The sequence below is a fragment of the Caulobacter sp. HJHS_5 genome, from assembly GCF_056683955.1.
Map to the genome: position 1 here is coordinate 417,484 of NZ_JBWZNC010000004.1, position 12,544 is coordinate 430,027.

General features: G+C 65.4%; 12 protein-coding genes. 5 read left to right on the plus strand and 7 right to left on the minus strand.

Annotated features, from left to right (window positions below; all coding sequences use genetic code 11):
* Positions 1–92 precede the first annotated feature (92 nt).
* Complete coding sequence (locus ACFLIT_RS10375) at positions 93–1,202, plus strand: IMCp domain-containing protein (RefSeq protein ID WP_479911142.1); 1,110 nt, start codon at positions 93–95, stop codon at positions 1,200–1,202.
* 33 nt (positions 1,203–1,235) lie between these two features.
* Here the strand turns inward: ACFLIT_RS10375 and galE are convergent, their stop codons facing one another.
* Positions 1,236–2,213: a UDP-glucose 4-epimerase GalE gene (galE, locus tag ACFLIT_RS10380; protein WP_479911143.1), complete on the minus strand. Its 978-nt coding sequence runs from the start codon at positions 2,211–2,213 to the stop codon at positions 1,236–1,238.
* Between the two features lie 518 nt (positions 2,214–2,731).
* On the opposite strand from galE, the gene ACFLIT_RS10385 reads away from it, so the two are divergent.
* Positions 2,732–3,505: a metallophosphoesterase family protein gene (locus ACFLIT_RS10385; protein ID WP_479911144.1), complete on the plus strand. Its 774-nt coding sequence runs from the start codon at positions 2,732–2,734 to the stop codon at positions 3,503–3,505.
* Between the two features lie 361 nt (positions 3,506–3,866).
* On the opposite strand, the gene ACFLIT_RS10390 is transcribed toward ACFLIT_RS10385, so the two are convergent.
* The 5 genes from ACFLIT_RS10390 to ACFLIT_RS10410 form a co-directional block, all read right to left on the minus strand.
* Positions 3,867–4,664: a metallophosphoesterase family protein gene (locus ACFLIT_RS10390; protein WP_479911145.1), complete on the minus strand. Its 798-nt coding sequence runs from the start codon at positions 4,662–4,664 to the stop codon at positions 3,867–3,869.
* A gap of 148 nt (positions 4,665–4,812) precedes the next feature.
* Positions 4,813–5,799 carry an NAD-dependent epimerase/dehydratase family protein gene (locus ACFLIT_RS10395; protein ID WP_479911146.1) on the minus strand — a complete coding sequence of 329 codons (987 nt, stop codon included), beginning with the start codon at positions 5,797–5,799 and terminating at the stop codon, positions 4,813–4,815.
* A gap of 30 nt (positions 5,800–5,829) precedes the next feature.
* Positions 5,830–6,612 carry a WecB/TagA/CpsF family glycosyltransferase gene (locus tag ACFLIT_RS10400; RefSeq protein WP_479911147.1) on the minus strand — a complete coding sequence of 261 codons (783 nt, stop codon included), beginning with the start codon at positions 6,610–6,612 and terminating at the stop codon, positions 5,830–5,832.
* Positions 6,609–7,739 (minus strand): glycosyltransferase family 4 protein, encoded by a 1,131-nt coding sequence (locus ACFLIT_RS10405; protein WP_479911148.1) that lies wholly within the window; start codon positions 7,737–7,739, stop codon positions 6,609–6,611. Before ACFLIT_RS10405 ends, ACFLIT_RS10400 begins: the two co-directional genes overlap by 4 nt.
* A gap of 6 nt (positions 7,740–7,745) precedes the next feature.
* Positions 7,746–8,789 carry a hypothetical protein gene (locus ACFLIT_RS10410; RefSeq protein WP_479911149.1) on the minus strand — a complete coding sequence of 348 codons (1,044 nt, stop codon included), beginning with the start codon at positions 8,787–8,789 and terminating at the stop codon, positions 7,746–7,748.
* 393 nt (positions 8,790–9,182) lie between these two features.
* Between ACFLIT_RS10410 and ACFLIT_RS10415 the strand changes: the two genes are divergently transcribed.
* From ACFLIT_RS10415 to ACFLIT_RS10425, 3 genes are all read left to right on the plus strand, one after another.
* On the plus strand, positions 9,183–10,235 hold the full coding sequence (locus tag ACFLIT_RS10415; RefSeq protein ID WP_479911150.1) for a hypothetical protein: 1,053 nt from the start codon (positions 9,183–9,185) through the stop codon (positions 10,233–10,235).
* Between the two features lie 92 nt (positions 10,236–10,327).
* On the plus strand, positions 10,328–10,645 hold the full coding sequence (locus ACFLIT_RS10420; protein WP_479911151.1) for a hypothetical protein: 318 nt from the start codon (positions 10,328–10,330) through the stop codon (positions 10,643–10,645).
* Positions 10,646–10,729: 84 nt separating this feature from the next.
* Positions 10,730–11,863, plus strand: coding sequence for a glycosyltransferase (locus ACFLIT_RS10425; protein ID WP_479911152.1), 1,134 nt, complete (start codon positions 10,730–10,732; stop codon positions 11,861–11,863).
* Between the two features lie 22 nt (positions 11,864–11,885).
* Here the strand turns inward: ACFLIT_RS10425 and ACFLIT_RS10430 are convergent.
* Positions 11,886–12,544, minus strand: a 659-nt coding sequence (locus ACFLIT_RS10430) for a calcium-binding protein (protein WP_479911153.1), incomplete at its 5' end; no start/stop codon positions are given.

Below are 12,544 nucleotides of genomic sequence, written 5' to 3' on the forward strand. Positions count from 1 at the left end.
GCCCGGGCGCGGCCCGATCCTTGCGAACCCCTCACCGAAATGGCCCAAAAGGGGACGCTCGCGCGTCCGCCTTGCAGCAGGTGAGTTGAGCGATGCGCCTCAAGACGATGATGTTCACCGCGGCGGCGACCGCCGCCCTTGTGTCCGGTCCGGTGCTGGCCGACGGCTATGCCGCCAAGCCGAAGCCGCCCGCCCGCGCGTCCGCCAAGCCTCAGACCCGCACGGTCTACGTCGACCGGGTGGTCGAGAAAGTCGTCGAGAAGCGCGTGGAAGTGCCGGTCGAAAAGATCGTGCCGAAGCCGGTCTACATCGATCACCCGGTCGAGAAGATCGTGGAGAAACGCGTCGAGGTGCCGGTCGACCGCATCGTGGAAAAGCCGGTCTATGTCGACCGTCCGGTGGATCGCATCATCGAGAAGCGCGTCGAGGTGCCGGTGGTGAAGGTGGTCGAAAAGCCGGTCGACCGCGTCATCGAAAAGCGCGTCGAAGTCCCGGTCGACCGCATCGTCGACAGGCCTGTCTATGTCGACCGCCCGGTGGACCGCGTGATCGAGAAGCGGATCGAGGTGCCGGTGGTGAAGGTCGTCGAAAAGCCGGTCGATCGGATCGTGGAAAAGCCGATCTACATCGATCGGCCAGTGGATCGCGTGGTCAAAGTGCCGGTGCCGGTCGACCGCATCGTCGAGAAGCCTGTCTACGTCGACCGCCCGGTGGACCGGATCGTCGAGCGCCGTGTCGAGGTGCCGGTGCCGGTGCAGGTCCCGGTCGACCGCGTGGTCTATGTCGACCGCGCACCGCCTCCCCCGCCGCCGCGTCCGCTGCCGCCGATCCGGGACTGCGGTTGCGACGATCACTACGCCTCGGGCTACGTCGGAGGCCACGTGATCGAGAGTTCGGACACCGCCTCGTACCGCTATTCGGAAAGCCAGAGCGTCGGCGCCCCGGCCGTCTACTACGATGACGGCGGCGTCTCGGCCTATGGTTATGGCTACGGCGCCGGCTACATTTCCGCTCCGCGCCGCTACGGCGCCGGCGGTGGCTGGGTCCCGCAGCCCTCGATGAACAGCTATGGCATGGGCGGCGCGGGCTCGTGGGCCCGCACCGGCGTCGGCGGCCAGGCATTCAGCAGTTCCAGCGTCAGCTCGAGCGTCAACGTCGGCGTTCACACCGGCGGCGGATATCGCGGCGGCACGCGCTGGTGACGCCTGGCGGGCCGGCGTCCGCCGGCCTCCGGATCAAACCTTGATTTCGCGACGGTGCCATTCGGCGGCGCTGTTGACGATCTCATGCAGGCCGCGTGTGGGTTTCCAGCCCAGCATTTTCTCCGCCTTTGCGGCGTCAGCCACCAGGATCGGGGCGTCGCCCTCCCGGCGGGGGCCCTCCTCGACCGCAAAGCCGCCGCAGGCCTGGCCGATCGCGCCGACCAACTCGCGCACCGTCACCCCACGGCCTGTACCGAGGTTGAACGCTTCGGTCGAACCGCCCTCCAGCAGGCGCTTGAGGGCGAGAACATGGGCGTCAGCCAGGTCCAGCACGTGGATATAGTCGCGGACCGCGGTCCCGTCGCGCGTGTCATAATCCGTGCCGAACACCTTGAACCCGCCGCCGAGGCCGAGCGCCGCGCGTATGGCCAGCGGGACGGCGTGGGTTTCGGGATCGTGCTTCTCGCCGATCCGGCCTTCGGGGTCGGCGCCGGCGGCGTTGAAATAGCGCAGGATCGCCGAACGGAAGCCGCTGTAGCGATCCAGATCGAGCAGCACCCGCTCCACCATCAGCTTCGAGTCGCCGTATGGGTTCAGCGGGGCCTGAGGATGGGCTTCGTCCATCGGCACGCGCACGGGCGCGCCGTAGGTGGCGCAGGTTGATGAGAACACCAGCTTGTCGACGCCCGCACGGCGGGCGGCGGCGATGACGGACAGGGCGCCGGCGACATTGATCTCATAGAAGCCCAGCGGGTCCTCTACCGAGTGGCCGACTTCGATCAGGGCCGCGAAGTGCATGACGGCCACGGGCCTGTGGGCGGCGAAGACGGCGTCGAGCCGCGCGGCGTCCCGGATGTCGCCCCGCTCCAGCGGCCCCCATTGCACGAACTCAGCATGGCCGTTCGACAGGTCGTCATAGACGACCGGCGTGAAGCCGGCCTGGGAGAGCCGCAGACAAGCATGAGAGCCGACGTAACCCGCGCCGCCGGTGACAAGTACGGGTTGAGGCATGAACTCCCATCCAGATGCGTTTCCAGACAACTCTTACGGCGAGGCGCCCCGGCGCCGAAGCGATCTTATCGGAGACCGTGGCGGTTTGACGAGAAGCGGCCGCCGCGGGCCGTGGGCCAACGCGGCTTGGCGCCCAGAGAGTCTCAATCTTGACCGTAGGAGGAGATCAGATTCTTGATTAAGCTAGCGTGGCCCGAGCATGCGCTACTCCTTTCCTTCGTATCATCGGACCTATCGGCGGCGGCGGATCCCCCAGCAGGTTCGCCCCCCGGAAGGCCTGTTGCGCGCGATTACGTGGCTTCTTGGCATCGGCGGGTTTGGGATTGTCACGCTCATCTTCGGCTTCGCCGTTGGACAAGCCTTGGCGTCGCTCAGTTAATCATCCGTAGCGCGCCCGAGGGCCGGATCCAACCGCTCCTCGCCCCGCGGCGAATGGCTTCGATGAACGGCCCGGCGTCGACGACCTTCGGCTCGACACTTGCAGTGACCGCCTCATGCCCACCGTCAAGTCTCGCCTCATGACGCCCATAAAGACGCTCGCCAGGCCCGGACAGCTTCCCTCGGACATCGTGGTCTATGCGGTGGGGGATATTCACGGACGCCTCGATCTGCTCGATCGCGCGCTCGCCTTCATCGAGGCGGATTTTTCGCGGTCGGGCGGCGGCAAGGCTGGCCTGTTGATTTTCCTGGGCGACTACGTCGATCGCGGTCCCGACTCCCGCGGTGTCATCGAGCGACTTCTCACACTCGACATCCACGACCTGTCGATCGTCGCCCTGAAGGGCAACCACGAATTGATGATGGTCGAGACTCTGGAAGACCCTTCAATGGCTCCCCTCTGGGCGATGCACGGCGGAGCGACCACGATCGCCTCCTACGGCGTCAGCCTTCCCGCCGACGAGGCGGATCCCAAGGCTTGGATCAAGGCCGCGAGCGCCCTGCAGCAGGCGGTCCCAAAACAGCACATCGAGTTCCTCGAAGGCCTCAAGACGGCGATGGTGGTGGGCGACTATTTCTTCGTGCACGCCGGCGTTCGACCGGACCGCACGCTCGACCGGCAAGCCGCGACGGACCTCTTGTGGATTCGCGACCGCTTCCTCAACCACGAGGGCGGCTTCGAAAAGATCATCGTTCATGGCCACTCGACCACCATGGAGCCGCTGCTCGGCCAGGGCCGGATCGGCATCGACACCGGCGCCCACGCGAGCGGGCTGCTGACCGTGCTGAAGCTAAATTTTGGACGCGAGACCCTGTTTCGGATCAGCCTGGAGGACGACGCGGTCTGGAACTAAAGCGGCAGCAGGAGCACAGCGCCGCCGCACACGGCCGCCACCACCATCACAACGAGCGCGAAGACCGCGAACGGCATTTGTCCGCCGGCCTTCGAAGCTGAGTCACGAGACCCGGCGTCGGACGAAGGCCGATCATGGTGCAAGGTGACCACGCCCTTGCGATCCTCCGCCCATCTAAATTTTTCGGCCGCGGGGCCTTTCAACGATAGCATGGGTCACTCGAAGCCATGGTCCGGCGCGCGCGGGCGGGGCGCCTGACACAGTTCCCCAACCTCTTTCAACGCCGCCATCACCCATGCACAGCCGTGGGCCCGCGGTCAGCCGCTTTCGCGGATCAGGCGAGTCGGCGGTGCGGACGCCCTCATGCCTGGCGTTGGGCGTGAAGGAAAAACCCCTTGGGGCCCGTGTCGGTGGATATGAACATCCGCTCCGAGCCTTCGAGCCGCACCGTGGTCAACCGACCCGTGGCGTAGGCGCCCGTATCGATGCCGATCCGACGTTGGTCGCTGTGGATGCCCCGACTGACCGAATGGCCATGCACCACGAGCTTGTCGAATCGCCGTCGGTCGTTGAGGAAGCGATCCCGAATCCAATAAAGGTCCTGCTCTTCCTGCCTATCGAGCGGAACGCCGGGTCGGGCGCCGGCGTGCGCGAAGAAGTAGCTTCCCAGGGTGAAGCTGGGCTCGAGAGTCTGGAAGAAGTCCAGATGTTCGGGGGGCAACGCCTTTTCGAAAGCGTCTCGCGCCGCGATCCATCCTTCCTGATCGTCGCCCTCCGGAGGCTTGACGCCATAGGATTCCAGGGTTTCGCCGCCACCGTAGGTCCGCCAAGTCGGCCCGAAGGCCGCGTCCTCGAGAAAGTCGAGCAAGGCCTTCTCATGGTTGCCGCGAAGCAAATGGACTTCCGTCTGGGTTTTCGCCCGCCAGTCCAGCAGAAGGTCGACGACCACGCGCGAGTGGGGGCCGCGATCCACATAGTCGCCGAGGCCGATAACGATCACCTCGGCCTGCGTCGTCTTCATGTCGGCGAGGATGGCGTCGAGGATCACCCCGAGAAGATCGGCTCGGCCATGCACGTCGCCGATGGCGTAGGCGACCACGCCATCCGGCACGGCGGGAGCAGCGGGCTTTGAACGCTGGCCGAAAAGGGCCTTCAGCATGACGCAGAACTCGACGTCGGCATCGGAAGAACCTCGCCACACCTTACGCCATAAGAGGCCGTAATCGTGGAAATTGTCTTTGCATAAGGCGTTCGCCGGCGCCCCCTTGGAGGCGGGTGCGAAGCCGAGAGGCTATGCCCTTCTTCGACTAGACGTCGATGTAGCGGGCGCGATACCAGGCGACGAAGCGCGACAAACCTTCAGCCAGGCTCGTGGTCGGCCCCCAGCCGAAGTCCGACTGCATCTTGCTGATGTTCGCGTAGGTCGAGACGACGTCGCCCGGCTGCATCGGCAGCATGATCTTCTTCGCCTCGACCCCGATCTCGCGCTCTAGAATGGCGATCATGTCGCCGAGCTGCTCGGGGTTGTGGTTGCCGATGTTGTAGATGCGGTTCTTCGCTTCGGCCGGGGGATTGTCGAGGGTCGCGACCACGCCGGCGACGATGTCGTCGATGTAGGTGAAGTCGCGGCGCATGTTCCCCTGGTTGAAGACCCTGATCGGTTCACCGGCGAAGATCGCCTTGGTGAACATCCAATAGGCCATGTCGGGCCGGCCCCAAGGGCCGTACACGGTGAAGAAGCGCAGGCCGCTCTGCTTGATGCCGTAGAGGTGCGAGTAGGTGCTCGACATCAGCTCGTCGCAGCGTTTGGTCGCGGCATAGAGCGACACGGGCGCCTCAACGGCGTCGTCCTCGCTGAAGGCGCCCTCCGCCCGGTTGCCGTAGACCGAGCTCGAAGAGGCGTAAACGAGATGCTTGATGCGGCCGTCGACGGCCCTTACCGCTTCCAGCACAGCCAGGTGCCCCGACAGGTTTGAGTCGAGATAGGCGAACGGCGCCTCGATCGAATAGCGAACACCCGCCTGAGCGCCGAGATGGACCACGCGGTCGACCGCGGGGTCGGCGATCAGCGCGCGCACCGCATCCCGATCGGCGAGGTCGCCTTCGACGAAGGTGAACTGGCCGGCCTCTGGCATATTGGCCAACTCCGCCAGGCGCCCCCGCTTCAGCGCGGGGTCATAGTAGGCGTTGAGGTTGTCGAAACCGATGACCCGCTCGCCGCGGCGCAGCAGCGCCTGGGTCAGGCGAAATCCGATAAACCCAGCCGCGCCGGTGACAATGATCGTGCCAGTCATATGTCTGAAAGCTCTCGATAAGGTCGGGGACTAGGACGGCTGCTTCGAGTGGAAGGCCATCAGGTAGCTGGAGTGGACGTTGGTGGTGAGGTAGCGCCACAGCAGACGGCGAGGCTCCAGGGCGGCGCGCCAGGCCCATTCAAGGCCGGCGTTCTGCAGGAACAGCGGCGCGCGCGGCTTCTCGTTCGCCAAGAAGTCGAAGAGGCCGCCGCAGGTCCGCACCCAAGTCAGTTGAGGCAGCAAGGCCTTGAAACGATGGGCGACGATGACTTGGCGCGGATTACCCACCGCCAGCCACAAGACGTCAGCCCCGGACGCGGCCACCTGCTCGGCGATGTGGGGGATTTCCTCGTCCTTGAAATAGCCGTTGCGATGCCCGACCAGCTGCAGGTCGGGATACATCTGGCGCACGGCCGCCACCGCCGCTTCATTGGAACTCTGGGTGGCGCCGATCATGTAGAACTTGAGACCGTGCTCGGAAGCCGTGCGGGCGGCGTCGTGGAACCAGTCCGTGGTCGACACGCGCTCCGGCAAGGGAAGCCGGGTCCGCCGACGCGACGCATTGACCACCGACATGCCGTCGGCGGCCACGTGGTCGGCCGCCAACACCGCCTGGTGGTACTCGGGGTGGGTGGCGAACAGCGAAACCACCTGACCATTGGCGGTGGTGACCACCTTGCAGGATCCGCGGCCTTCCCGAACGGCCCGCCAGTCGCTCAGGAGCTGGTCGCACCACTGGCTTGCATCCAACCGGTCGACGGGGATGCCGCCGATGATGACCTTGGCCGCACCGGTGTCGCTGCGGACGCTCATCGGCTTGCTTCCTCGATCAGAACCTTCTCGAACCCGTCGATCATGGCGCTCAGGCCGAACCGGCGCTCGACCATCGCCCTGGCCTCGGCGCCCAGTCGCTCCCGCTCCCGCGGATTTGAGATCAGGCTGTTCATGGCGAGGGGCCAGGCGGCCAGGTCGTCAAGGTCGCAGACGATGGCGGCGCACCCCGTCTCGTCACAGACCGTCTCGCGCTGTTCGGGCCGGTCGCTGACGATGATCGGCAGGCCCGCGTGCATCGCCTCGAGCAGGGCGTTGCTCTGGCCCTCGTAGAGACTGGGCTGAATGAAAATATCGGCGGCCGCCAAGAGATCGACGGCGCCCTGACGATCGACGTTGCCGAGGAAGCGCACGCGCGATCCGATGTTCTTTTCGGCGACGATCGCTTCGAGCATCGGCCGCTCTTCCCCGTCGCCGGCGACGACGAGATAGGCATTAGGCGTCTCGGCGATGCGATGAAGCAGGAAGGGATAGTTCTTCTGTTTCTTCATCCGCCCCAGGCTCAGAATGAGCACCTTGTCCTCGGGCAGATCGAATCGGGCGCGCGCCTCGGATTTCGTGAGCTTCGACGGTGTCCATTCGATGCCGTTGTGCACCACCGACAGCTTGCTGCGATAGGAAGCCGGATAGCTGGCGAACGACTCCGCCACCGCGCCGGAAACGCAGATGATCTTGCTGTAGAGGCCGATGCTTCCCCAAATGCGGTCGAGGCCGCGCATGACCTTGCCGAAGGTCGAGCCAGGCGCCCGTTGCGAGGCGAGGACCACCTTCACGCCCGCCAACCGGGCCGCCACCGCGCCCATCACGGCGCCGAGCGGCAGGAAGCAGACAACGGCGTCCGGGCGGTCGCGGCGCAGTTCCGCGTGGAACAGGCGGAAGGCCTTGAGATAGCCGGATGCGCCCAGGCTAGGCTTGTCGATCAGCGTCTTGACGTGGGGATCGGACTGGAAGCTCGGGGCCTCGACGTAGAAGAAACGCACTTCCACATCATGGCCACGCTTGCGCAACTGCCCCGAAAGGCGAACCAGCGCTTCCTGAGCTCCGGCCACGTTCATGAATGACGCGACTGAAACGATCTTCAGGCGCCGGGCGGTGGAGGTGTCGCTCATCGAGGCTTAGATCCAACCGGCGCGTTTGATGATGTCGATCGGGGCCACCCCCAGCGGTTCGACCGTCTTGGCGCCGAGGATGATCGCCGCTTCATGCTGCGTGGCCAGTGCGCCGGGGAGTTTATGCAGGGCGTAGTCGCCATCAAGGCGGGTTTCGAAGAACTTCTCGATATCGTCGATGAACGCCTGGGCGCGAACCTTCTGCGCCGCCGGCAGTTCGGCGGTCGCCGCCGCGGTGCGCAGAATCTGGACGATATCGAAATCCAGGCAATAGGGCACGGCCTCGATGAACGGGCTGCGCTTATAGATGTCCGCGGCGCGATCGTAGAGCGCCTGGCTGGCCTTATACGGCAGCCGGTCGACAGCGTAGTTGACCCAATGCAGGTGAACGATGCCCCCCACCTCGCCGGCGTCCGGGTCGTGACGCAGACGATAGAGCGTGTTGAAGACGAGGTGCAGGGCCCGGCTGCTGTAGCACTTCAGCAAGCCCGTGGAGGGGTCGACCAGGGAATCCGCGGCTTCCAGAACGGCGTGCACCGGCGGCACGCCACGCCGGGCCGCCCCCTCGGGATCGAGCGCCCACAACGCCAGGACGATCGACGCCGAACCACCGATCCAATGGCTGACCCGCCAACTATGGTGGCTCCAGAGTTTGGACCAGCGCGGCAGATGCTTCTCATCCACCAGTTCGGAAACGCGCCAATCGCCGTCGGCGAACAGAGGCCGGTCGACCTTCAGGCCATGAGACAGCAGAAGCCGGAGCGCGCCGAGCGCGTAGGCGGTGAGGTGAACGTTCGCCTTGGGAGCGTCCGCCGACGCCGCATTGAGTCCGCCGGCCAGGCTCCAGCGCCGGGCATGGTCCCAAAAGGCCTGCGCCCCGTCGGAAGCGATCAGGGCGGAGCAGTCGAGCAACTCCAGCGTGTATACTACGTCACAGACATCTTGGAGGGGCGTGTCGGGATGTGAGCGAGCCTCGGCAAGAATTTCAAACGCGTTAGCGTGATGCTTTTTAAGATAATCGATAAACCGAGCGGATCGTTCAACTGTCATTAACGGTGCTCCGACAACTCGCGGGCGATTTCGTGCATCACTGGCGGCCATTCGGCTCTTCGGCAGTCGCGCGGCTTTATACACACCTGATATGGTCGCACAATGCTATGATAGTGCGGCGAACAGCGTTCAAAGTATTATATAACTGTATCATTAGTGCTCGCCGAAAGGTTAATCACCACATCAGCGCGCAGCTGAACACCCTCCCTGCGGCAAGCATGGTTGGGCGGGCGCATGATCGGACAGCGTCAAGCGCAGTAAAGCGGTGTTCGTTCACAGAGTATAGGTGGGTGGCGGGCCCGGGGTGCGCGGCCATGAAATCGGCCGAATTGACGATCAACAGCGACTAAAACGCCGGCGCCGCATGCCTGTCCGCCTGCCCCAGGAGGAGCCATGGAGATCATCCGCGTCGCCAGCGTCGAGGATTGGCAAGCCGCCTGCGCGGCGAAGGGGCCGCGCACCGTCGTCTTCGACCGCGGAGGTTACTTCCCGCTCCCGCGCGAGAGCGTCATCGCCAACGACGATTTTCACGTCCTGGGCGAGACGGCGCCCGAGCCGGTGATCTTTTCGCAGTTCGGCCTGTGCCTTCGAGCCAACAACGTCACGCTCCGCCACCTCACCGTCTTGCCCGGGCCGGGGCCGGACGGCCAGAACCGGGACGGAATTCGCGTCCTTCCTACACGCGCCAAGCGACCGACCCGCGGCCTGCGCATCATCAATGTGTCGGTGGGCTGGAGTTGCGACGAGGTTTTCAGCCTGGCGAACGACGCGGTCGAGGACGCGCTGATCCAGGACTGCATCTTCGCCGAAGCCCTCAGGATCGCGGGCGGCGCGACGCACCCCGAATGGACTCACCCCAAGGGCGCGCACGCCATGGGAATGCTGATCGGGCGGCGCAATCGCGGCGTCCGCATCGTCGCCAACCTTTTCGCTTTCAACTTTTTCCGCAACCCCGCGCTCCACACCGATAGTGAGGCGCTGGTTCTCGACAACGTCATCTATTCGCCTTTCGAGGACGCCGCGCACGTCTATGTCCAGGACGGCGTCGGACCCGCCGCCGCTGAGTTCGCGGGCAACTGGCTGGTCGACGGTCCCACCGTGTATGGCAACCGGGTGACCCGGCCGGTGTCTTATGTGAAGCCGATGACCAAGGGTCGGGTTCTCGTCCACGATAATCATCGCTCTCAGTTGGGCGAGGCTCTGCCTCCCCAGGTGCGGGCGACCATCGCCCACGCCGGGTCGCGGCCCGCGGCCGCCGATGGCTTTTCCGAGCGAATTCGACGTTCGGCGATCGACCGCGTGGGCGCCTGGCGAGACGGCCCCGACCTTCCGTGGCCCGCGGCCGGTCCGAAAGACCCGCGTTGGACGCCGGCGCCCGGCGACATGGAAGCCCTCACGGCCTGGAGTCGAAAGCTCGACGCCTCGCTCGGCGGACGCTCCCCCTAGCGTTCGAAGAATGCTTAAAATGCCGGTAACCCACTCTGTTCATTCATCTTTACCATGGGTTGGAACTCTGAATTAACAAGCACACGCCATGATTGACCTATGAACAGAAGAACTGTTCGACGGGGCATCTGGAGACAGTGATGGCGAGCTTGGTCAGAACGACCATGGGAACGGCGCTGAGCGCGCCTTTGATTGCGCCGCGTAAGTCAGTCGGGCCTCGACCCGAGGTCGCCACCGACGACCATGCTCCTGTCCCGTCTCACTGCCTCGCGCTGCAAGAGACCCTGGCTCGTGAACTTGCGGAAACGCCGGTCAAACGTTGGCCCGCCGGCTTGCGCATCGCGGCCATCATGGGCTCAGCGGGGCTGTTTTGGGTAGGCGTCGCCTATCTCGTGGCGAAATCGCGATAGAATAAGCTATCAGGTCCGCCAATCGTCGGCTCCCGCATCCTTCGGGACACGCCGGAGCGCCCACCATTGCGCGGAGATTTCCCGATGCCTGCCGCCGCGCCCGACGCGTCCCCGCCCGACGCGTCCCCGGATGTCCTGATCCTGCTGCACGATCTGCGAGGCGGGGGCGCCGAGCGCGCGGTGTTGCGGCTTGCCGGCGGCATGCACCAGGCGGGCAGGCGCATTCATCTGCTGCTGGTCGCCGCGACCGGCGACTACCTCGGTGAGATTCCGCCGGGCGTGACCATGAGCGACCTGGGCGGCGGCTCCGTCTTCGGCGCGATCCCCAAGATCGCCAAGGTCCTGCGTGAAAAGCAGCCGAAGACGTTCCTGGCCGCCTTGACCCACGTTAACGTCGCCGCGGTCGCCGCGGCCGCCTTGGCCGGGTTCAAAGGCCGCGTCGTGGTTTCGGAACGTAACCAGATCTCCGCCAAGGCCGCGGCCGCCCGCTCCCTGCGCGAGCGCATCACCTATGGCGTCGCGCCCTGGGCCTACGGGCGAACCGACGGCGTGGTGGCGGTTTCGGACGGCGTCGCGAAGGACCTCGTAAAGTTCGCGGGTCTGCCGCCGGCCATGGTCCATTACGTCCACAACCCGGTCTACGACGCCGGCCTGATCGTGCGCGGCCAGGCCGCCGCGCCCCATCCGTGGCTCGAGGACGGCGGAAGCCCGGTGATCATCGCCGTGGGCAGGCTGCATGAGCAGAAGGACTTCGCGACGCTGTTGCGGGCGTTCTTCACCCTGCGTGACCGGCGACCGGCGCGCCTGATCATCTTCGGCGAAGGTTCCGAGCGCGCCGCCCTCGAAGCCCAGATCCAAGCCTCGCCCTTTGCCGCCGATGTCGCCCTGCCGGGCTTCTGCGCCAACCCCTTCGCCGCCATGTCGCGCGCCGCGATGCTAGTGCTCAGTTCGCGCTGGGAAGGCTTTCCGAACGTTCTGGTCGAGGCGATGAGCTGCGCCGCGCCAGTGGTCGCCACCGATTGCCCCAGCGGACCCCAGGAGATTTTGGACGGGGGCAAGTACGGTCCCCTCGTCCCGGTCGGGGACGACGCCGCTCTGGCGGAGGCCATGCAGGCCGTGCTGAACAACCCGCAGGCCGGCGCCGTCGCAGCCGAACGCGCGAAGGTGTTCTCCGTCGAGCGCGCCGCCCAGAGTTATTTGGACATCCTCGAGGTCTGAACCCGACGGTCGGCCTCGACCCTCAGGTGAAGATGAAATCGTCGGCCGCGAACAGGCTTGGGGCGGTATTCAGAATGTTGATGTCGCCGAACCCGGCGACGTGGACGACCGTGGACGTTCCGCTGGCGCTGAACTGCAGATCGCCAAACGTCAGGCCCGTCCCCCGCATATCGATATGATCCACGTTCTTCTCGAAGTCGAGGATCGTGTCGACGCCCCAGGAGCCGGCGAAGGCGAAGGTGTCCGCACCGGTTGAACCAGTCAGGCGGTCGTTGCCGCCGGCGCCCATGATGAAGTCGTCGCCGGCCCCGCCGTTAAGGGTGTCGTTCAAGGCCCCGCCGATCAGGACGTCGTCCTTCAGGCCGCTGGTGAACTCCACGAACTCGACGTTGACCATGAACGCGCCGCCGCCCAGGTCCTGCAACACCGTGGTGTCGGTCAGGTCGAGGTGCATGGATACGTTCGTGGTCAGGAAGTCGGCGACCACCCGGTCTGTGCCGGCCCCGCCGTCGAAGTAATCCGGCCCGGTGCCGCGCTTGGTCTCCATCACATCGTCGCCGTTTCCGCCGAACATGCTGTCGTTGCCGGGACCGCCCGAAAGCCGGTCGTTGCCGTCGCCGCCCTGCAGGATGTCGCTGCCCGAGCCGCCCTCCAGGGTGTCGCCGCTGGTGCTGCCGATCA

What these genes read in the sequence shown, in the direction of transcription:
- ACFLIT_RS10375 (WP_479911142.1), top strand. Translation starts at nt 93, where the DNA reads ATGCGCCTCAAGACGATGATGTTCACCGCGGCGGCGACCGCCGCCCTT.
- galE (WP_479911143.1), bottom strand. Translation starts at nt 2,213, where the DNA reads ATGCCTCAACCCGTACTTGTCACCGGCGGCGCGGGTTACGTCGGCTCT.
- ACFLIT_RS10385 (WP_479911144.1), top strand. Translation starts at nt 2,732, where the DNA reads ATGACGCCCATAAAGACGCTCGCCAGGCCCGGACAGCTTCCCTCGGAC.
- ACFLIT_RS10390 (WP_479911145.1), bottom strand. Translation starts at nt 4,664, where the DNA reads ATGCTGAAGGCCCTTTTCGGCCAGCGTTCAAAGCCCGCTGCTCCCGCC.
- ACFLIT_RS10395 (WP_479911146.1), bottom strand. Translation starts at nt 5,799, where the DNA reads ATGACTGGCACGATCATTGTCACCGGCGCGGCTGGGTTTATCGGATTT.
- ACFLIT_RS10400 (WP_479911147.1), bottom strand. Translation starts at nt 6,612, where the DNA reads ATGAGCGTCCGCAGCGACACCGGTGCGGCCAAGGTCATCATCGGCGGC.
- ACFLIT_RS10405 (WP_479911148.1), bottom strand. Translation starts at nt 7,739, where the DNA reads ATGAGCGACACCTCCACCGCCCGGCGCCTGAAGATCGTTTCAGTCGCG.
- ACFLIT_RS10410 (WP_479911149.1), bottom strand. Translation starts at nt 8,789, where the DNA reads ATGACAGTTGAACGATCCGCTCGGTTTATCGATTATCTTAAAAAGCAT.
- ACFLIT_RS10415 (WP_479911150.1), top strand. Translation starts at nt 9,183, where the DNA reads ATGGAGATCATCCGCGTCGCCAGCGTCGAGGATTGGCAAGCCGCCTGC.
- ACFLIT_RS10425 (WP_479911152.1), top strand. Translation starts at nt 10,730, where the DNA reads ATGCCTGCCGCCGCGCCCGACGCGTCCCCGCCCGACGCGTCCCCGGAT.